The organism is Pseudomonas graminis (assembly GCF_900111735.1).
Taxonomy (GTDB): Bacteria; Pseudomonadota; Gammaproteobacteria; order Pseudomonadales; family Pseudomonadaceae; genus Aquipseudomonas; species Aquipseudomonas graminis.
Genome location: NZ_FOHW01000027.1, coordinates 20,224 through 40,690, shown reverse-complemented (window position 1 = coordinate 40,690; position 20,467 = coordinate 20,224). Strand labels below are relative to the sequence as shown.

General features: G+C 60.5%; 18 protein-coding genes. 10 read left to right on the top strand and 8 right to left on the bottom strand.

What is annotated here, in order from left to right:
• Positions 1-507: 507 nt before the first annotated feature.
• Positions 508-2,205 (bottom strand): long-chain-fatty-acid--CoA ligase FadD1, encoded by a 1,698-nt coding sequence (gene fadD1 / locus BMY98_RS18785; RefSeq protein WP_074891667.1) that lies wholly within the window; start codon positions 2,203-2,205, stop codon positions 508-510.
• A gap of 370 nt (positions 2,206-2,575) precedes the next feature.
• The gene (gene fadD2, locus BMY98_RS18780; RefSeq protein ID WP_074891665.1) at positions 2,576-4,264 is read right to left on the bottom strand and encodes a long-chain-fatty-acid--CoA ligase FadD2; all 1,689 of its coding nucleotides are present in this window, start codon (positions 4,262-4,264) and stop codon (positions 2,576-2,578) included.
• A gap of 226 nt (positions 4,265-4,490) precedes the next feature.
• Here fadD2 and BMY98_RS18775 point away from each other — a divergent pair, with 226 nt between their 5' ends.
• Both BMY98_RS18775 and BMY98_RS18770 read left to right on the top strand, forming a co-directional pair.
• The gene (locus tag BMY98_RS18775; RefSeq protein ID WP_074891663.1) at positions 4,491-5,435 is read left to right on the top strand and encodes an alpha/beta hydrolase; all 945 of its coding nucleotides are present in this window, start codon (positions 4,491-4,493) and stop codon (positions 5,433-5,435) included.
• 40 nt (positions 5,436-5,475) lie between these two features.
• Positions 5,476-5,946 carry a MaoC family dehydratase gene (locus BMY98_RS18770; protein ID WP_074891661.1) on the top strand — a complete coding sequence of 157 codons (471 nt, stop codon included), beginning with the start codon at positions 5,476-5,478 and terminating at the stop codon, positions 5,944-5,946.
• A 238-nt stretch (positions 5,947-6,184) separates the two neighbouring features.
• Here the strand turns inward: BMY98_RS18770 and ccoM are convergent, their stop codons facing one another.
• From ccoM to BMY98_RS18765, 3 genes are all read right to left on the bottom strand, one after another.
• A complete protein-coding gene (gene ccoM, locus BMY98_RS27835; protein WP_281248193.1) occupies positions 6,185-6,301 on the bottom strand; it encodes a cytochrome c oxidase subunit CcoM in 117 nt (38 codons plus the stop codon).
• Positions 6,302-6,434: 133 nt separating this feature from the next.
• Positions 6,435-6,596 (bottom strand): hypothetical protein, encoded by a 162-nt coding sequence (locus BMY98_RS27355; protein ID WP_166650630.1) that lies wholly within the window; start codon positions 6,594-6,596, stop codon positions 6,435-6,437.
• Between the two features lie 66 nt (positions 6,597-6,662).
• Positions 6,663-7,010 (bottom strand): aspartate-semialdehyde dehydrogenase, encoded by a 348-nt coding sequence (locus tag BMY98_RS18765; protein ID WP_074891659.1) that lies wholly within the window; start codon positions 7,008-7,010, stop codon positions 6,663-6,665.
• A gap of 206 nt (positions 7,011-7,216) precedes the next feature.
• Here BMY98_RS18765 and rapA point away from each other — a divergent pair, with 206 nt between their 5' ends.
• Complete coding sequence (gene rapA, locus BMY98_RS18760; protein WP_074891657.1) at positions 7,217-10,063, top strand: RNA polymerase-associated protein RapA; 2,847 nt, start codon at positions 7,217-7,219, stop codon at positions 10,061-10,063.
• Positions 10,064-10,211: 148 nt separating this feature from the next.
• Here the strand turns inward: rapA and BMY98_RS18755 are convergent, their stop codons facing one another.
• A complete protein-coding gene (locus tag BMY98_RS18755; protein WP_074891655.1) occupies positions 10,212-11,567 on the bottom strand; it encodes a spinster family MFS transporter in 1,356 nt (451 codons plus the stop codon).
• 272 nt (positions 11,568-11,839) lie between these two features.
• Positions 11,840-12,139 carry a DUF2288 domain-containing protein gene (locus BMY98_RS18750; RefSeq protein ID WP_074891653.1) on the bottom strand — a complete coding sequence of 100 codons (300 nt, stop codon included), beginning with the start codon at positions 12,137-12,139 and terminating at the stop codon, positions 11,840-11,842.
• Positions 12,140-12,467: 328 nt separating this feature from the next.
• Here BMY98_RS18750 and BMY98_RS18745 point away from each other — a divergent pair, with 328 nt between their 5' ends.
• The 5 genes from BMY98_RS18745 (at position 12,468) to BMY98_RS18725 (ending at position 17,464) form a co-directional block, all read left to right on the top strand.
• Positions 12,468-13,595 carry a branched-chain amino acid ABC transporter substrate-binding protein gene (locus tag BMY98_RS18745; protein WP_074891651.1) on the top strand — a complete coding sequence of 376 codons (1,128 nt, stop codon included), beginning with the start codon at positions 12,468-12,470 and terminating at the stop codon, positions 13,593-13,595.
• A gap of 214 nt (positions 13,596-13,809) precedes the next feature.
• Positions 13,810-14,736 (top strand): high-affinity branched-chain amino acid ABC transporter permease LivH, encoded by a 927-nt coding sequence (livH, locus tag BMY98_RS18740; RefSeq protein WP_074891649.1) that lies wholly within the window; start codon positions 13,810-13,812, stop codon positions 14,734-14,736.
• Positions 14,733-15,995: a high-affinity branched-chain amino acid ABC transporter permease LivM gene (locus BMY98_RS18735; RefSeq protein ID WP_074891647.1), complete on the top strand. Its 1,263-nt coding sequence runs from the start codon at positions 14,733-14,735 to the stop codon at positions 15,993-15,995. The genes livH and BMY98_RS18735 overlap by 4 nt, the downstream gene beginning before the upstream one ends.
• Positions 15,995-16,762 carry a high-affinity branched-chain amino acid ABC transporter ATP-binding protein LivG gene (gene livG / locus BMY98_RS18730; RefSeq protein ID WP_065992627.1) on the top strand — a complete coding sequence of 256 codons (768 nt, stop codon included), beginning with the start codon at positions 15,995-15,997 and terminating at the stop codon, positions 16,760-16,762. The genes BMY98_RS18735 and livG overlap by 1 nt, the downstream gene beginning before the upstream one ends.
• Positions 16,763-17,464 carry an ABC transporter ATP-binding protein gene (locus tag BMY98_RS18725; RefSeq protein WP_065992624.1) on the top strand — a complete coding sequence of 234 codons (702 nt, stop codon included), beginning with the start codon at positions 16,763-16,765 and terminating at the stop codon, positions 17,462-17,464.
• Positions 17,465-17,999: 535 nt separating this feature from the next.
• Here the strand turns inward: BMY98_RS18725 and BMY98_RS18720 are convergent.
• Positions 18,000-18,908, bottom strand: coding sequence for a LysR family transcriptional regulator (locus BMY98_RS18720; protein WP_074891645.1), 909 nt, complete (start codon positions 18,906-18,908; stop codon positions 18,000-18,002).
• Positions 18,909-19,013: 105 nt separating this feature from the next.
• Here BMY98_RS18720 and BMY98_RS18715 point away from each other — a divergent pair, with 105 nt between their 5' ends.
• On the top strand, positions 19,014-19,613 hold the full coding sequence (locus tag BMY98_RS18715; RefSeq protein ID WP_074891643.1) for a short chain dehydrogenase: 600 nt from the start codon (positions 19,014-19,016) through the stop codon (positions 19,611-19,613).
• 62 nt (positions 19,614-19,675) lie between these two features.
• Positions 19,676-20,356, top strand: coding sequence for a hypothetical protein (locus BMY98_RS18710; RefSeq protein ID WP_074891641.1), 681 nt, complete (start codon positions 19,676-19,678; stop codon positions 20,354-20,356).
• Positions 20,357-20,467 lie beyond the last annotated feature (111 nt).

Genomic DNA, 20,467 nt, shown 5'->3' with positions numbered 1-20,467 from the left:
CTTCCACACGGAGGGTTTATGCCAAAAAATTAATGACGGTCATGCAGGCCTCTTCCCGGCTAAAGCCGGTCCCACTAAAAGCAGGGCGTGCATCCAGTAAAATATGTGGCGATCACACCAGCCTCTTCCCGGCTGAAGCCGATCCTACAGTGGGTGCGCAGTAGGTCTGTGGGACCGGCTTTAGCCGGGAAGCTTGTGATCTGCTTTTGATCTTCGGACGCAAAAAGTCCAGTCACTGCCAAACGCGACTTGGGTGCAGGCTGAACGCAGGTTTCGCGGAGTGGGCCGAGCCGCATGGATGCGGCGAGAGCGCCGTCAGGACATGGATGTCCGTTCGGCGCGGGCCCACGGAGCGGGACCGGAGTGAAGGAACCCCGACGAAGTCGGGGCCCAACCAGGAGCAAAAGCCCTTGGTTACTTGGGGCTTTATCAAGTAACTCGCCGAAGGCGAAACCCGAGGCCGTTAGGCCGACCACGCTGCCGGGGTCTGTGGTGGTCAGGACTGACTCAGGCGGGCTTTTTCAGTGCCAGTCTTTTCAATTCTTCGTCGCGCAGTTCGCGGCGCAGGATCTTGCCAACGTTGGTGGTCGGCAGGGCGTCGCGGAATTCCACGCTGCGCGGCACTTTATAAGCCGTGACGTTGGCGCGCATGTGCTGCATGACTTGATCCTTGCTCAGGGTCGTGCCCGGCTTGCACACCACGAACAGCTTGATCGCCTCACCGGATTTCTCGTCCGGGATACCGATGGCCGCGCACTGCAGAACGCCCGGCAGGGTCGCCAGCACGTCTTCCAGTTCGTTCGGGTACACGTTGAAGCCGGAGACCAGGATCATGTCTTTCTTGCGATCAACAATGCGCATGTAGCCATCCGGCTGGATGATCGCGATGTCGCCGGTCTTCAACCAACCGTCGGCATCGAGCATCTCGTCGGTGGCGGCCTGGTTTTGCCAGTAGCCCTTCATCACCTGGGGGCCCTTGATGCACAGCTCGCCCACTTCGCCCAACGGCAGCTCTTCGCCCGCATCGTTGATGGTCTTGCACAGGGTCGAGGGCACGGGAATGCCGATGGTGCCCATCTGGATCTTCTGAAAAGGGTTAACAGAGGCCACAGGGCTGGTTTCGGTCATGCCATAACCTTCGCAGATAGAACAGCCGGTGACTTCTTTCCAGCGCTCGGCCGCCGCGGTTTGCAGGGCCATGCCGCCCGAGAGGGTGAGTTTCAGCGAGGAGAAATCGAGGTTACGGAAGTCAGCGTTGTTGCACAGCGCCACGAATAGCGTATTGAGCCCGACGAAGCCGGAAAACTTCCACTTCGACAGCTCTTTCACCATCGCCGACAGATCGCGCGGGTTGCTGATCAGCACGTTATGGTTGCCGCTCAGCATCATCGCCATGCAGTGAAAGGTGAACGCATAGATGTGGTACAGCGGCAACGGCGTGATCAGGATCTCCGTGCCTTCGTTGAGGTTGGCCGCCATCAGCGCCCGGCACTGCAGCATATTGGCGATCAGGTTGCGGTGGGTGAGCATCGCGCCCTTGGCCACGCCGGTGGTGCCGCCGGTGTATTGCAGCACCGCGACGTCGTCACCGTTCGGCGACACATCCTGCACCGGCTGACCGTGCCCCTTGGCCAGTACGTCGTTGAATTTGACTGCCTTGGGCAAATGGAACGGCGGGACCATCTTCTTCACGTACTTGATGACGCTGTTGACCAGCAGGCGCTTGAGCGGCGGCAGCAGGTCGGCAACTTCGGTGACGATGATGTGCTTGACGCCGGTCTTGGGCACGACCTTTTCAGCCAGGTGCGCCATGTTCGCCAGGCAGACAAGCGCCTTGGCGCCGGAGTCGTTGAATTGATGTTCCATTTCCCGCGCGGTGTACAGCGGGTTGGTGTTGACCACGATGAGCCCGGCACGAATGGCGCCGAACACCGCGACCGGGTACTGCAGCACGTTGGGCAGCTGCACGGCGATGCGATCGCCCGGTTGCAGGTCGGTGTGCTGTTGCAGATACGCAGCGAAGGCACCGGACAGCGCGTACATTTCGCCGTAGGTGAGGGTCTTGCCCAGGTTGCTGAACGCAGGTTTGTTGGCGAAACGCTCGCAGGACTGTTTCAATACGGCCTGTACGTTCGGATACTGATCCGGATCGATATCGGCAGCGATACCTGTCGGATATTTATCCTTCCAGAAGTTTTCGAGCATAAAAGCCGACTCCTCAGCAACAGCGTTTCTACACACCGCTTAATGCGATGATTTCTTGTGTTTGGAATTTTGTAGTAACCACTTTTTGTTGACCGATGGTACAAAAAGCGGGGCGAGCGTATCAGCTTTGCCAAGGGCCGCCTAGAGCCAAAAACGGGCTCTCCAGTCACATAGCTGACTCTTGAATATTTCACGGTCACGTTTAGAGCAATGAACCTAAATGTCGGAAATCTCCTACGTGGTGATGTTCATTTACGCGATCCGATAACCCCCCGCAACAAACTGCCGGGCAAAAAAACGGCGTGATCATCACGCCGTTTTTGCCAGGTAAAAAGCTGTGGCTAAAGCTCAGGGATCAGGCAATGCCGGATCAGGCGATATCCCGCAACTCACGCCGCAGGATTTTCCCCACAGGCGTCATCGGCAACGACTCACGCAGCACGATCTGCTTGGGAATCTTGTAGCCGGTGAAGTTCTCCTTGCAGTATGCCTTCAACTCCTCGCTGGTCAGGGTTGCATCCCTCGGCACTACGAACAGCTTCACAGCTTCGCCCGATCGGTCGTCCGGAACGCCGATCACCGCACAGTTCGCCACTTTCGGGTGCCGCGAGACCACGTCCTCGATCTCGTTCGGGTAGACGTTGAAGCCCGAGACGATGATCAGGTCTTTCTTGCGGTCCACGATGCGGATGAACCCGTCCGGGTCGATCACCGCGACATCGCCGGTTTTCAGCCAGCCCTCGCCGTCCAGCACCTCGGCGGTGGCCTCTGGCTTGTTCCAGTAGCCGAGCATGATTTGCGGCCCCTTGAGGCACAGCTCGCCGCGCTCACCCAGGGGCAGCTCAACCCCGTCGTCGCTGATGACCTTCGCCGTGGTGCCCGGCACCGGCATGCCCACCGTGCCCAGCCTGGACTGAGTGCCATAGGGGTTGGCGGTGGCGACGGGAGAGGTTTCGGTCAAGCCATAGCCCTCGACGATCGAGCAGCCGGTCAATTGCAGCCAGCGCTCGGCGGTGGCTTTAACCAGCGCGGTGCCGCCGGAGTTGGTCAGGCGCAACGTTGAAAAATCGAGTTTCTTGAATTCGGGATGGTCCATCAGCGCCACGAACAGCGTGTTGAGCCCGATCATTGCCGAGAACTTCCACTTCTTCAGCTCTTTGATGAAGCCGCCGATGTCCCGCGGGTTGGTGATCAGCAGGTTGTGATTGCCGCTGACCATCATGCACATGCAATTACAGGTGAACGCATAGATGTGATAAAGCGGCAGCGGCGCCACCATGATCTCGCTGCCCTGCTTGAAGATCGGCAGCCCGTCCGGCCCATGCTGCAGCATGCAGGCGTAGACCTGCTGCATGTTGGCGACCAGATTGCCATGGGTCAGCATCGCGCCTTTCGGCGAACCGGTGGTGCCGCCGGTGTACTGCAGCACAGCGACGTCGTCCAGCGCCAACGGCACCCGTTGCAGACGATCGCCCTTGCCCAGTTTTAGAGCACGTTTGAACGGGATCGCCTGCGGCAGATGGTAGGCCGGCACCAGCTTCTTGACCTTTTCGACCACGGTGTTGATCAGCCAGCCTTTGGCGGCCGACTGCATGTCGCCCATCTTCACTTCGATAAGGTACTGGATGTCGGTGTCCGGCAGCACTTCCTGCACGTTCTTGCCGAAGACGTTGAGATAGACCAGTGCGCGCGCGCCGGAATCCTTGAACTGATGGCGCATTTCCCGGGCGGTGTACAGCGGGTTGGTGTTGACGACGATCAGGCCGGCGCGCATGGCACCGAACACGGCAATGGGGTACTGGATCAGGTTGGGCATCTGCACGGCGATGCGGTCGCCGGGTTTGAGGTCAGTCTGCTGTTGAAGGTAACCGGCGAACGCCGCCGATTGGCGCTCAAGCTCTGCGTAGCTCAGGGTGACACCCATGTTGCTGTAGGCCGGCCGATCGGCGTACTGGCGGCAACTGCGTTCGAACACCTCGACCACCGATGTGTACGCCTGAAGATCCACCTCAGAAAGAACGCCAGCGGGACGCTTGTCGTTCCAGAATTCAGGTTGCATGTTGTTTTTATCCTCTTACCTGAGTGTACTGGCCCCGTGGTATTTAAACGGGCGTTTGCCGGACGTTAGCAGCTATGGCATAGAAGGCAAATAGTCGTCGCCACGTCATCACCGGTGTGAATCTTGCGGGTAACCAGCCTGCCATCCGGCTACCGCTATACACTCAAGCAAAGCGCTCGCCACTGCGTTTTTTGAGACAACTTTTTACAGGGGCCAGGAAAACGCGATGGAACACGAAGCTTTTTGGCTGGACGCTCAAGATCACTCTCGTCTCTATGTGCGTGCCTGGAGGCCGATGGGCAACGCCCGGGCGGTGGTCATGCTTTCCCACGGGATGGCTGAGCATGGCGGGCGCTATGACAGACTGGGCGTGGCATTGATGCGGGCAGGTTTCGCCCTGTATGCCGCCGATCAACGGGGCCACGGCCATTCGGCCTCCCACGGCACCCTGGGTCATTACGCCGATCAGGACGGCTGGAACAAAGTGGTCGGCGACCTCGCCACGCTCAAAGCGTCGATTGCAGTGCGCCATCCGGGCGTGCCGGTTTTCCTGCTCGGTCACAGCATGGGCAGTTACATCGCCCAGGGGTATTTGCTGCACCACAGCGCCAGTGTGCAGGGGGCGATTCTCAGCGGCTCGAATTACCATCCGGTCACGTTCTACCGCTCTGCGGCGCTGGTTGCTCGTTTTGAACGCTGGCGGCAAGGGCCGACGGGGCGCAGCGCGTTGATCGAACACCTGTCGTTTGGCTCGTTCAACAAACGCTTCAAGCCTGTACGCACCTGCTATGACTGGCTCAACCGCGACCCGGTCGAGGTTGACGCGTACGGCAACGACCCGCTGTGTGGCTTTCGCTGCACCAATCAGTTGTGGCTGGACCTGCTCGGCGGCCTGCAGCAGATCAGCAAGCGTTCGAACCTGGCGCAGATCGATCCCGGACTGCCGATCCTGATTATTGGGGGCGAATGTGATCCGGTGAGCGATGGCAAGCGTCTCACGCATCTGGCCGACGCTCTGAGCGGCACCGACCACCCGTTTGTTACGCTGAAAGTCTATCCGCAGGCGCGTCACGAGATTTTCCTGGAGATCAATCGTGAAGAAGTCACCCGTGACCTGCTTGCCTGGCTTGAACAGGCGCTGCAGCAGCCAAGGCCGCGCCGCAGCGAATGACGTCAGTGGTTCATCTTTCCCAACTGTCACAGGACACCCCATGACCCAAGTCACCAACACGCCGTACGAAGCCCTTGAAGTCGGCCAGACCGCCAGCTACAGCCAAACCGTCGAAGAACGTCACATCCAGCTGTTTGCCGAAATGTCCGGCGACCGCAACCCGGTGCACCTGGACGCCGAGTTCGCGGCCAAAAGCATGTTCAAGGATCGCATCGCCCACGGTATGTTCAGCGGCGCATTGATCAGCGCGGCGGTGGCCTGTGAACTGCCTGGCCCGGGCACGATTTACCTGGGTCAGCAAATGACCTTCCAGAAGCCGGTGAAGATCGGCGACACCTTGACCGTGCGCCTGGAAATCCTCGAGAAACTGCCGAAATTCCGGGTGCGCATCGCCACCCGCGTGTTCAATCAGAACGATGAACTGGTGGTCGATGGCGAGGCCGAAATCCTCGCGCCACGCAAGCTGCAGACTGTGACCCTGGCCGAGTTGCCGCCCATCACCGTCGGCTGACGCGGTTCTGAGCCGGCTTGCTGGCGAACCCGATCTGGCAGTCGCCCATCCAGCGTCTGAACAAATGCGTTCGCCAGCAAGCCGGCTCCTGCAGGGTGTACTTATCCGAGTTGAGGGAGACGGCGCGGGCAGAGCATTTTTATTCCGGATCCGGCAGCTGGCGCCGCAGCAATCAGCACGCAAAAAAATGGGCAACCGAAGTTGCCCAAAATGCCTTGCGTGCTCTTTTATAGAAAACTCAGCGTCTGCCGCGCCGGGGTGAGTCTCTCCAGATGAACAGTCCGACGCTCGAGTAAATCACCATCATCAGCCCCACCGTCATGACGCCGGCTATCACTGCGTGGTCGAGAAACATGCGCACTCCTTCTGCCCGGGCCTGTTTGATAGGCGCAGGTTAACCAGAGGGGTAGCGGAAGAAATTGACTCAGGTCAATGCCGGCGTGAATCGCATACAGCAGCCGGCAGACGGGGGACGAACGGCAGGCAGTTCAGCGTTTCTTCGGTTTGCTCTTGGCTTTCTTCTTGCCCTTGCCCAGCGGCATGGCCTGCTCGAAAGCGCTTCGGACTTCGTTCAGCCGTTTGTCATTGAGGTCGTGCACACGCTTGGCGCGTTCGGCGCTCAGGTCTACCAGTTTTTCGTCATCGCTCATCGCGTATCGCTCGTGAATACCTGTTGCCGCCAATAATGCGCAATCGAGGCGGCGCTGACCAGCGCCTCAGACTTTCAGGTCGACCCACAGCCCCTGGCGCGGCTCGTCGTCGATGATCGGCACAACCGGCACGGTGTCGTCGGCGTTGAGGAAATCGCCGGGGATGGCCGGGCCTTCTTGAAGGTCGGGGTGGCGGTCAGCCACGCGCCGGTCGCTGCGGCGGCGTTGATGGCGGCGTTGTTCTTCGCGCAGCAGCAATTCGGCCTGCTCGCGGTCACGTTCGCCCATGTCGATATTGGTTTCGCTCGAACTCTTTTGAGTCGGCGTTACCGGCGGGATGTCCGGGGTGGGTTTGACCGGGTCCAGCTGCGAAGTCACGGGGGCCGCGCTCAGTGGGATCAGCGGTGGCAGCATGGTAATGGTCTCCTGTTATCAAGCTGTCGGCTGCCGTTTCGTCGACTTGAGCCGATTCAAGCGCGAGTTTCGACTATGTTTTTCGCAGCAAGTGCCCGCCTCAGGTACGCCGCCCACTATATCCGGGGGTTTTTACAATGTGGCTTTGGCCTGGGCGCCTTGTTCCGTTAACATAGTGGGCTTTTTCAAGGCGGGAGTCAGGCAGCATGTCGCAGCAGTATCAACCGGGGCAACGCTGGATTAGCGACAGCGAAGCCGAGCTGGGTTTGGGCACCGTTCTGGCACAGGACGGCCGCTTGTTGACCGTGCTCTATCCGGCCACTGGCGACACGCGCCAGTATGCTTTGCGCAATGCCCCGCTGACGCGGGTGCGCTTCTCGCCGGGTGACACCATCACCCACTTCGAAAACTGGAAGATGACGGTGCGCGAAGTCGACGACGTCGACGGCCTGCTGGTCTACCACGGCCTCAACGCGCAAAACCAGCCGGTGACCCTGCCGGAAACCCAGCTGTCGAACTTCATCCAGTTCCGCCTGGCCACCGACCGCCTGTTTGCCGGGCAGATCGACCCCCTGCCGTGGTTCTCCCTGCGTTATCACACCCTCGAACACACCAGCCGCCAGTTGCAATCCTCGCTCTGGGGCCTGGGCGGCGTGCGCGCGCAACCGATCGCACACCAGCTGCACATCGCCCGTGAAGTCGCTGACCGTATCGCGCCGCGGGTCTTGCTGGCGGACGAAGTGGGTCTGGGTAAAACCATCGAAGCCGGTCTGGTCATCCATCGCCAGTTGCTGTCGGGCCGCGCCAACCGCGTGCTGATCCTGGTGCCGGAAAACCTGCAGCACCAGTGGCTGGTGGAAATGCGCCGCCGCTTCAACCTGCAGGTCGCGCTGTTCGACGCCGAGCGCTTCATCGAGAGCGATGCCAGCAACCCGTTCGAAGACACGCAACTGGCGCTGGTGTCGCTGGAATGGCTGGTTGAAGACGAGAAAGCCCAGGATGCGCTGTTCGCGGCGGGCTGGGACCTGCTGGTCGTCGACGAGGCCCACCACCTGGTCTGGCACGAAGAAAAGGCCAGCCGCGAATACTCGCTGGTCGAGCAACTCGCTGAAGTGATTCCCGGGGTGCTGCTGCTGACGGCAACCCCCGAACAGCTCGGCCAGGACAGCCACTTCGCCCGTCTGCGCCTGCTGGACCCGAACCGTTTTCATGACCTGCACGCCTTCCGCGCCGAAAGCGAAAACTATCGCCCGGTGGCCGAAGCCGTTCAGGAGCTGCTGGACAAAGGCACGTTGTCGCCGAAAGCCAACGAGACCATCCGTGGCTTCCTCGGGGCCGAAGCCGAAGCACTGCTGACCGCTGTTGCTGCCGGTGACGCCGAAGCCAGTGCCCGTCTGATCCGTGAACTGCTTGACCGTCACGGCACCGGCCGCGTGCTGTTCCGTAACACCCGCGCCGCCGTGCAAGGGTTCCCGGAGCGCAAACTGCACCCGTATCCCCTGCCCTGCCCGGCTGAGTACCTGGAGCTACCGATTGGCGAACACGCCGATCTGTACCCGGAAGTCAGCTTCCAGGCCACTGGCGAGAGCAGTGAAGAAGAACGCTGGTGGCGTTTCGATCCGCGCGTTGACTGGCTGATCGACACCCTGAAAATGCTCAAGCGCGTGAAGGTGCTGGTCATCTGCGCCCACGCCGAAACCGCGATGGACCTGGAAGACGCGCTGCGCGTTCGCTCCGGCATCCCGGCGACAGTCTTCCACGAAGGCATGAACATCCTCGAGCGTGACCGCGCGGCGGCCTACTTCGCCGACGAAGAGTTCGGCGCCCAAGTGCTGATCTGTTCGGAAATCGGCAGTGAAGGCCGCAACTTCCAGTTCTCCCATCATCTGGTGCTATTCGATCTGCCTGCGCACCCGGACCTGCTGGAGCAGCGTATCGGTCGTCTGGACCGGATCGGCCAGAAGCACATCATCGAGCTGCACGTGCCGTACCTGGAAACCAGCCCGCAAGAGCGGCTGTTCCAGTGGTATCACGAAGCGCTCAACGCTTTCCTTAACACCTGCCCTACCGGTAACGCGTTGCAACATACGTTCGGTCCGCGCCTGTTACCGCAGCTCGATGGCGGTGACGAGGACGACTGGCAGGCCTTGGTGAACGAGGCCCGCGACGAACGCGTACGCCTTGAAAGCGAACTGCACACCGGCCGCGACCGTCTGCTGGAGCTGAATTCCGGTGGTGCGGGCGAAGGCGAGGCACTGGTGGAAGCCATCCTCGAGCAGGATGACCAGTTCACTCTGCCGATCTACATGGAAACCCTGTTCGACGCGTTCGGCATCGACAGCGAGGACCATTCGGAGAACGCGCTGATCCTGCGTCCGAGCGAGAAGATGCTCGACGCCAGCTTCCCGCTGGGCGACGACGAAGGTGTGACCATCACCTACGACCGCAATCAGGCGCTGGCCCGCGAAGACATGCAGTTCATCACCTGGGAACACCCGATGGTGCAGGGCGGCATGGATCTGGTGCTGTCCGGTTCGATGGGCAACACCGCCGTGGCATTGATCAAGAACAAGGCGCTGAAACCTGGCACCGTGTTGCTGGAATTGCTTTACGTCAGTGAAGTGGTCGCGCCGCGCTCGCTGCAGCTGGGCCGCTACCTGCCGCCGGCTGCGCTGCGTTGCCTGCTGGATGGCAATGGCAACGACCTGTCGGGGCGTGTGTCTTTCACCACCCTGAACGGCCAGCTGGAGAGCGTGCCCCGGGCCAGCGCCAACAAGTTCATTCAGGCCCAGCGTGACGTGCTCAATCCGCAGATCAACGCCGCCGAAAGCAAGATCGCGCCGAAGCACGCTGAACGTGTGGCGGAAGCGCAGCGACGTCTGGCGGCAGACACCGAAGAAGAGCTGGCGCGGCTGACGGCTCTGCAAGCGGTCAACCCGACGGTCCGCGACAGCGAACTGGCGGCGTTGCGCGAACAACGTGAGCAAGGCCTGGCCATGCTGGAAAAAGCCGCCCTGCGTCTGGAAGCGATTCGGGTGCTGGTGGCGGGGTAAACAGGTTCGCCGCGAATCTGCGGCGAACACAAAACCTGTAGGAGCGCGCTTGCCCGCGATTGCGGTGTGTCAGTTACCGCATCTGTAATTGACACACCGCGATCGCGGGACAAGCCACGCTCCTACAGGTCCGCACTCCACCTGACATCTACGCCACCGACGGCTTCACCCCCTGCCCCACCGGCTCATCCGCCACCATCCCCTCGCGCATCCTTTGCGCATCGACGCTGAAACACGTCGACGCCTTCGCCAGAAACACCAGCGCGAAAAACAACGCCACCGGTATCAAGTACATCGCATCGTGCAGCCCCACCGCCTTGAACGGTTCGGTCATCTGCTCGACCTGCGCGGCGTACATGGCCGAGTGGGCGAAATGGTCCGACAGCAGGCCCACCACCACCGGCCCCAACCCGCCGCCCAGCAGATACAGGCCGGCAAAAAACAGCGCCATGGCCGTGGCGCGCAGCCGGGGCTGCACCACGTCCTGAATGGCGGTGTAAACGCAGGTGTAAAAGTTGTAGGAGAACAGCCAGCCAAGGCTGAACACCCCGACGAACACGCCGATCTCGATACGCCCGGCGTGCAGCGCATAACCGGTGCACAGCGTCGCGACCACCATGCTCATGGCGGCAAACATCAGGCGCCCGTTGCTCCAGCGCTGATGCAGCTTGTCCGCGACCCAGCCGCCGACGGTCAGGCCAACGAGACCGGTCACGCCGACGATCATGCCGGTGGCCATCGCGGCCTCCTGCAAGGGCAGTAAAAAATAACGCTGCAGCATCGACACCATGAACGAGTTGCACGCGTAGGTGGCGAAGTTGAACGCCAGACCGGCGAGCACCAGCCAGCGAAACGTGGGGATCGACAGTAAGCGGCGGATCGGCCGGTGGATTTTCTCCTGGGAAATGGCCACGCTTTCGGCAGCGCCCCGGGCCGGCTCGCGAATGAAGAACATGAACACCGCCAGAACCAGCCCCGGCACCGCGGCGATGAAGAACGGCGCGCGCCAACTGCCGAACGCCTGGACCATCGCGCCGATGGTGAAAAACGCCAGCAGCAGGCCCAGCGGCAGGCCGAGCATGAAAATGCCCATCGCCCGGGCACGGCGGTGGGCCGGGAACAGATCGCCGATCAACGAGTTGGCCGCGGGTGCGTAGCTGGCCTCGCCGATACCCACGCCCATGCGCACCAGCAGAAACCCCCAGAAGCTGCCGACCAGGCCATTCACCGCCGTCAGCCCACTCCACACCGCCAGGCCCCAACCCATCAACTTGCGCCGCGAGCCGTTGTCAGCCATGCGGCCCAAAGGCAAACCGGCGACCGCGTACACCAGCGTGAATGCCGTGCCGATGATGCCCAGCTGAAAGTCGCTCAGCAGCCATTCCTTGCGAATGGGCTCGATGATAATCGCGGGGATCGTGCGGTCGAAAAAATTGAAGAGGTTGGCCAGAAACAGCAGAAACAGAACGCGCCAAGCGTTCCTTGCCTGAGTCGATTGATCCATGGGGCGATCTCTTTCTTGTTATCGGAGGCTGTCGCGGCTGACGCTTCCGGCGTGCCTGAAATCTAGTTACCCCTTGGCACTCTGTCTGTGAACATTCGCCCCGCTGATACCGGCCCATGCAAGACCCGCCAAACCATCCCGCCGGGAGTTACCGCTTTTTGCACAGGAAGCACGCGGTCGGTGAGGGTTTCCGCTACCGGCCACACACCGGGAGTTACCGCCCTACCCACTTCGCCATCATTCGACGCACCATTTTAGAGCGGAGAACAGCCTTACGCCCTTTCGTGGATCAACACCCAAGGCGCGACGACCACTGCCCACAGCGGCGGATCGCGCTCCAAAAGATCCAGAGCCTTTGATTCAGAGACCTTGCCGACCTCCCCGCTGCTCACCCACGCGGCCACCTGGGCCTCGCTGTTCTCGGCAAATGCCTGCGCCACGGCAATCAAATCCAGCGTCGGCTCGACCCACAACAGGGCACCCTTTGCAAAGAACGGTTGCAATTCTTTCCAGGTAATCGAAGCGGTTTCGCCGAGCAGTTTGGCATAGAGGGTGCTAGGTTCTTGCGTCATGGGTTTTCACCGTATTGGAAATCGACGCAATGATAGCGCCGCCTTTCGTACCGACAAACCCGGATTCAAGTGATTGATTGCAGGGAAGTTCGCGCAAGCCGACCGGTTCGCCGCTCCACGGGGGCGAAACAGCCGGCTTGATTATGTATCTTTCTGTCGATTAAGCGACACCCACAGGTTTTGCCCCCCGCAGCCAGCTATTCAAGCGCTCGACCGGCGCTCTAAACTGTTCCGGTACAGTTGCTGGGGGTGCGGCCTGGAGATTCAATCCGGTCCTGCAGCTTTGGCCGTCAGGATTATAAAAACTACAACGCAAGAGTGGAGCATCATGACTAAGGGTATTAATCAGATTTCCAAGCTGTTTGCCGCACTGGTTCTGGCGGGGGTTGCCAGTCACTCGTTCGCAGCTGACACGATCAAGATCGGCATCGCCGGCCCTAAAACCGGCGCTGTGGCCCAATACGGCGACATGCAGTTCAGCGGTGCCAAGATGGCCATCGAGCAGATCAACGCCAAAGGCGGCGTGGACGGCAAAAAGCTTGAAGCCGTTGAATACGATGATGCCTGCGACCCGAAACAAGCGGTCGCCGTCGCCAACAAAGTGGTCAATGACGGCGTCAAGTTCGTGGTCGGTCACCTCTGCTCCAGCTCCACTCAGCCCGCTTCCGACATCTACGAAGACGAAGGCATCATCATGGTGACCCCGGCAGCCACCAGCCCGGAAATCACCGCTCGCGGTTACAAACTGATTTTCCGCACCATCGGCCTGGACAGCGCCCAAGGCCCGGCCGCCGGCGACTACATCGCCAAGCAGGTCAAGCCGAAAATCGTTGCGGTCATCCATGACAAACAGCAGTACGGTGAAGGCATCGCCACCGCGGTGAAACAGACCCTGGAAAAAGACGGCGTGAAAGTCGCCCTGTTCGAAGGCATCAATGCCGGCGACAAAGACTTCTCATCGCTGATCGCCAAGATGAAGCAAGCCAATGTCGACTTCGTCTACTACGGCGGCTACCACCCTGAACTGGGTCTGATCCTGCGTCAGGCACAGGAAAAGGGCCTGAAAGCCGGCTTCATGGGTCCGGAAGGCGTGGGCAATGCGTCCATTTCGCAGATCGCTCAGGATGCGTCCGAAGGTCTGCTGGTCACCCTGCCGAAATCCTTCGACCAGGATCCTTCCAACAAGGCGCTGGTTGATGCATTCGCCGCGAAGAAAGAAGACCCGAGCGGTCCGTTCGTGTTCCCGGCCTACGCCGCCGTGGAAGTGATCGCCGACGCGATCAAGACCGCCAAGTCCGAAGACACCGCGAAAGTGGCTGAAGCCATCCACGCCGGTACCTTCAAGACCCCGACTGGCGACCTGAGTTTCGACGCCAAGGGTGACTTGAAAGACTTCAAATTCGTCGTTTACACCTGGCACAAAGATGGCACCAAGACTGAAGCCCCTGTGAAATAACGCAGCCTTCATGCTTACCCGAAGCCCACTGCAACCGCAGTGGGCTTTGTTTTAGCCGGGCAGCGAATTTCACAAGAATTCCGATCCCTGAACATCTTGAAACCGCACCAGTGAACCACTGGGCTCGTGCCGGACGCGGACGTAGATCACGACGCGCGAGCGGGAAAAGACTTCACCAGTGAAACACCAGGCAGGTTTTTAGGAGCACTCAGCAATGCCGATAGATATCTATCACTTTCTTCAACAGCTGGTTAATGGGTTGACCATTGGCAGCACTTACGCCTTGATTGCCATCGGCTACACCATGGTTTACGGCATCATCGGCATGATCAACTTCGCCCACGGCGAGGTGTATATGATCGGGTCGTATGTGGCGTTTATCGCCCTCGCCGGTCTGACCATGCTTGGCCTGGACAGCCTGCCCCTGCTGATCACCGCAGCCTTCGTCGCGAGTATTGTGGTGACCAGCGCCTACGGTTACGCCATCGAGCGAGTTGCCTATCGCCCGCTGCGCGGCAGCAACCGTTTGATCCCTCTGATTTCCGCCATCGGCATGTCGATTTTCCTGCAGAACACCGTGCTGTTGTCGCAGGACTCAAAAGACAAATCGATCCCCAACCTCATTCCCGGGAACTTCGTTTTCGGCCCCGGCAGCAACCATGAAGTGGTGATCTCGTACATGCAGATCCTGATCTTCATCGTTACGCTGGTGGCCATGCTCGGTCTGACCTGGTTCATCTCCCGCTCTCGCCTGGGTCGCGCCTGCCGTGCCTGCGCCGAAGACATCAAGATGGCCAACCTGCTGGGGATCAACACCAACAACATCATCGCCCTGACCTTTGTCATCGGCGCCGCCCTGGCGGCGGTCGCTGCGGTCCTGCTGAGCATGCAGTACGGCGTGATCAACCCCAACGCCGGTTTCCTCGTCGGCATCAAAGCCTTTACCGCCGCGGTACTGGGCGGCATCGGCAGTATCCCGGGCGCGATGCTCGGCGGTCTGGTGCTGGGCATCGCCGAAGCCTTTGGCGCCGACATCTTTGGCGACCAGTACAAGGATGTGGTGGCGTTCGGTCTTCTCGTATTGGTGTTGTTGTTCCGGCCAACCGGCCTGCTCGGCCGTCCGGAGGTTGAAAAAGTATGACCAGGAATCTCAAATCGGCCCTCTTCAGCGCAGTGCTGGTGCTGGCCGTCGCTTACCCGATCCTCGGGCTCAAACTGGACATCGTCGGGATCAATCTCGTGGTGGTCGGCGCCAGTACCACCACCGTGCTGGTGATTTTAGCCGCTGCGTTTCTGATGTTCCTGCGCGTGCTGTTCAACGAACAGATCAGCGCCATGTGGCGTTCGCGTCCGCAGAAACCGCTGATGTCCGACAAGACCAGCAACTTTCTGACCCTGCCTTCGACCCAGCGCTGGTTCCTCGGCGCGCTGGTGATCGCTGCGCTGGTGTGGCCGTTCTTCGGCTCGCGCGGCGCGGTGGACATCGCGACCCTGATCCTGATCTACGTGATGCTCGGCCTGGGCCTGAACATCGTGGTGGGTCTGGCCGGTCTGCTCGATTTGGGCTACGTCGGTTTCTACGCCGTGGGCGCGTACACCTACGCCCTGCTGCAGCACTACTTTGGCTTCGGTTTCTGGATCTGCCTGCCGCTGGCGGGGCTGGCGTCGGCGACGTTTGGCTTCCTGCTGGGCTTTCCGGTTCTGCGCTTGCGCGGGGACTATCTGGCCATCGTGACGCTGGGTTTCGGCGAAATCATTCGCCTGTTCCTGCGTAACCTGACCGACATCACCGGCGGCCCCAACGGCATCAGCAACATCGAAAAGCCAACGCTGTTCGGCCTGTCGTTCGAGCGCAAGGCTGCAGAAGGCATGCAGACGTTCCACGAATACTTTGGCCTGCCCTACAACTCCATCAACAAGGTGATCTTCCTCTACCTGATCGCCTTGCTGCTGGCGCTGTTGGCGCTGTTCGTGATCAACCGGTTGTTGCGCATGCCCATCGGCCGCGCTTGGGAAGCCCTGCGTGAAGACGAAATCGCCTGCCGCGCGCTGGGTCTGAATCCGACCATCATCAAGCTGTCGGCCTTTACCCTCGGCGCTGCATTCGCCGGTTTCGCCGGCAGTTTCTTCGCCGCGCGCCAGGGTTTGATCACGCCGGAGTCGTTCACCTTTCTGGAGTCGGCGATCATCCTCGCCATCGTGGTCCTGGGTGGCATGGGCTCGCAGCTGGGCGTGATCCTCGCCGCGGTTGTGATGATTCTGTTGCCTGAACTGCTTCGCGAATTCAGCGAATACCGGATGCTCGGCTTCGGCGCCTTGATGGTGCTGATGATGATCTGGCGTCCCCAGGGCTTCCTGCCGATGCAGCGTCCCGTCATGAAACTCAAGGGGGAGCGCTGATGAGCCGTCCACTTCTGCAAGCGTCCGGCTTGTGCATGCGCTTTGGCGGTCTGCTGGCCGTCAACGGTGTCGGTCTGACCGTCCACGAGAAACAGGTTGTGTCGATGATCGGCCCGAACGGCGCCGGTAAGACCACCGTGTTCAACTGCCTGACGGGCTTCTACAAACCCTCCTCCGGGACGATTCTGCTGGACGGCGAGCCTATTCAAGGCCTGGCTGGTCATGAAATCGCCCGTAAAGGCGTGGTGCGTACGTTCCAGAACGTGCGCCTGTTCAAAGAGATGACGGCGGTGGAGAACCTGCTGGTGGCCCAGCATCGCCATCTCAACACCAACTTCCTGTCCGGCCTGTTCAAGACTCCCGCGTATCGCAAGAGCGAGCGCGAGGCGATGGAGTACGCCGAGCACTGGCTCGAAGCGGTCGATCTGAAGGAATTCGCCAACCGCCCTGCCGGCACCCTGGCCTACGGTCAGCAGCGCCGTCTGGAAATCGCCCGCTGCATGATGACGCGCCCGCGCATTCTGATGCTCGACGAACCGGCGGCCGGTCTGAATCCGAAAGAAACCGAAGACCTGAAAGCGCTGATCGGTGTGTTGCGCAATGAGCACAACGCGACGGTGTTGCTGATCGAGCACGACATGAAGCTGGTCATGAGCATTTCTGACCATATCGTGGTGATCAATCAGGGCACACCGCTGGCCGATGGCACGCCCGAGCAGATCCGTGACAATCCTGAAGTGATCAAAGCCTATCTGGGGGAAGCGTAAATGCTGCAGTTCGATAACGTTTCCACGTTTTACGGCAAGATCCAGGCATTGCACGGTGTCAGCATCGATGTGCAGCAGGGTGAGATTGTCACGCTGATCGGCGCCAATGGCGCGGGCAAGTCGACGCTGTTGATGACGCTGTGCGGTTCGCCGCGCGCACACAGTGGCAGCATCCGTTATATGGGTGAGGAGCTGGTCGGTCTGGAGTCGTCGGTGATCATGCGCAAGAGCATTGCGGTGGTGCCAGAAGGTCGTCGTGTGTTCGCGCGTCTGACGGTGGAGGAGAATCTGTCGATGGGCGGGTTCTTTACCGACAAGGCCGATTATCAGGTGCAGATGGATAAGGTGCTTGAGTTGTTTCCGCGTCTGAAAGAGCGGTTCAATCAGCGCGGCGGCACGATGTCGGGCGGCGAGCAGCAGATGCTGGCGATCGGGCGTGCGTTGATGAGCAAGCCGAAGCTGTTGTTGCTGGATGAGCCTTCGCTGGGTCTGGCGCCGATTATTATTCAGCAGATTTTCGAGATTGTTGAGCAGTTGCGGCGGGATGGGGTGACGGTGTTTCTGGTGGAGCAGAATGCGAATCAGGCGTTGAAGATCGCTGATCGTGCTTATGTTCTGGAGAATGGCCGGGTGGTGATGCAGGGGTCGGGGGCGGAGTTGTTGGTCGATCCGAAAGTGCGGGATGCTTATCTCGGCGGTTGAATCTTAAGCAAGATCAAGGGCGTCTGCCTGGGGGCAGACGTTTCGCCTTCGGCGAGTTACTTGATAAAGCCCCAAGTAACCAAGGGCTTTGTGCTCCTGGTTTGGCCCTTCCTTCGTCAGGGTTCCTTCACTCCGGTCTCGCTCCGTAGGCCCGCGCCGAACGGACATCCATGTCCTGACGGCGCTCTCGCCGCATCCATGCGGCTCGGCCCACTCCACGAGACCTGCGTTCAGCCTGCACCCAAGTCGCGATTGGCGGTGACTGGACCTTCTGTGTACGAAGATCAAAAGCAACGGCAACGGCTTCCCGGCTGAAGCCGGTCCTACTGGGTGTACGCCGCCGCTTTTCGTGGGACCGGCTTTAGCCGGGAAGAGGCCAGTGGCTGCGCCATCAATTTTGATTGTTTAAAACTGTCTGATCGCCCCCCACTCGACTTGTTGATGATCGTTCCCCCGCTCCGCGTGGGAATGCATCCTGTGACGCTCTGCGTCAGCTCTGTTATCGCCCGAGCAGCGGGGCGAGTGGTCCAAGCCGTCAGAGCTTTTCCAGCACCGCCGTGCTGCGCTCGAACCATTCGGTCAGGTAGTCAGCCATGACTTTTACCCGCCTCGGCAGTCGTCCTTCAAAGGGGTGGACGAGGTACAGCGATGAGACCGGCGTCTGGTAATCACGCAGCAACCAATGCAGTCGCCCTTCTTTCAGTTCCTCATGAACCATGTACGACGGCAGGCGGGCGATGCCGGCGCCGACCAGGGCGGCTTTTTTCAGGAGGCCATAGTGGTTGCTGGCGAAGGTGCCGCGGACATTGACTCGGGTCAGTTCGTGTTTCTGGTGGTAATCCCACGATTCGCGGCCGCTGTGGTGGCTGTTGAGCAGGCATCGATGCACGCGCAGTTCTTCCGGTGTGTGCGGGGTGCCATTTTTGGCAAGGTAGTCCGGGCTGGCGCAGGTCAGTTCCTGTAACGACAGCAACGGCTTGGCCACAAGGCGTTCATCGATGCCCACGCTGGAACGTATGCCCAGGTCGAAGCCGTCCCGGCGCATGTCGCGGAAGTGGTTGTTGAGGTCCAGTTCCACTTGAACGTCGGGGTAGGTGTGGGCAAATTCGCTGAGCAGGCCTTCGAAGACGGTTTCCCCCAATGACACCGGCACGGTCAGGCGCACCGTGCCGATCAGGCTTTCGCTCAGGTACGCCATGGCGTCGCGGACGCGGTCGCGTTGGGCCAGTAGCGCGCGGGCTTCTGGTAGCAGAATGGCGCCCGCCGAGGTCAACGTCAGGCTGCGGGTGGTGCGATGGAGCAGCGTCACGCCGAAGTTTTTTTCCAGTTTGCTGATGCGCTTGGACAGTTGGCTGGTGCTGGTGTCCAGCCATTGCGCGGCCAGGGTGAAGCTGTTGGCCTCCACCAGCATCGCGAACGCGGCCAGGTCGTCCATTTCGCTCATGATTGTTTCCTTTCTGACAAACCGGGATTGCCGTTTAGCCTCTGTATCGGTGGGAAAAGGCGACTCACACTGAGCGCCTGATCCATACCAGGGGAAAACCGCATCATGAAAATTCTATTGATTGGCGCCAGCGGCACCATCGGCTCGGCGATCGAGAAAGAGTTGGCGCCACGCCACGAGATCGTTCGCATCGGCAGAACCGGCGCAGACGAGCACGTCGATATTAGTGACAGCGACTCGATCCGCAAACTATTCGAACGGACAGGCCCGTTCGACGCATTGATTTGCGCGGCGGGCAATGTCACCTTCGCGCCGCTCGGCGAAATGACCGCCGATTCCTTCGCCCTGGGCCTGCGCGACAAGCTGATGGGTCAGGTGAATCTGTTGCTGATCGGTCGGGAATTTGCGAACGACGGCGCCTCGTTCACCTTCACCACCGGCATTACCAGCGTCGATCCGATTCGCACCGGAGCGTCTGCCAGCCTGGTCAACGGCGCCATCGACGCGTTCGTGCGGGCCGCCGCCATCGAGATGCCCCGCGGCATGCGCGTCAACTCGGTCAGTCCCACTGTGCTGGTCGAAGCCTTGGGCAGTTACGCGCCTTACTTTCGCGGCTTCAAACCCGTTCCGGCAGCCGATGTAGCGTTGGCGTACGCAAAAAGTGTCGAAGGGCTACAAACCGGACAGACGTATCGCGTCGGCTAATCGCCCCTTGTGATGAGCGAGCAGGCTGAGTAACGTGGCGGCACTTGTCTGGAGACCGCCCCATGTCCGCTGCTCGTTCCGCCCTGATGTTCGCCTTGTTGCCCCTGTTTGCCGGCTGCCAATTGATGCCCATGTCGTCCAGCGACAGCAAGGTGTCGACGGCCGGCATGATCCGCATGCAAGGCACCCTCAGCGGTGACGGCGGCAAACTGTTCTTCGCCCCATGCAACGAACAACGCCGCTATGCAGTGACCGACAAGGGCAATACCGGCGTCCTGCAGGAAGCCGCTTCGGTGGTGGACAAGAGTGGCAAGGCGTTCGCCGATGTACGCGGCAACTTCGTCGCGAGCAAGGCCCAGGGCAGTGACGGTCAGGCTGACATCTATCAGCTCTACCGCGTCGAGCGCCCGAGCGGCGCCTGCGAGGACCCCAACTTCAAGCGCCTGACGATTCATGCCAGCGGCAACGGTCCGAAGTGGAACCTCAACGCCAGCGGCAAGGGTCTGGTGCTGGAGCGCGAAGGCAAAGAGCCGTTCGCCGTGCCGTACATGGAAGAGCAGATGCCCGAGGGCCGCTTCAACCTGATCACCGACGCCAACAACCAACACGTCGAGCTCTACGTCGCGCCGCTGCGCTGTGTGGATCCGTCAAACGGTTCGGTGCAGCACCTGACCGCCGAACTGCGGGTCAATGGCCAGGTTCAGCGCGGCTGCGCGTATTTCGGGGCGATGCGCAACGATTAACCGTTGACCCCGCCCGCCTGTGGGAGCGCGCTTGCCCGCGAATGCGGTCTACCTGTGCCGTCCATTTCGACTGACACACCGCCTTCGCCAGCAAGCCGGCTCACACAGGTT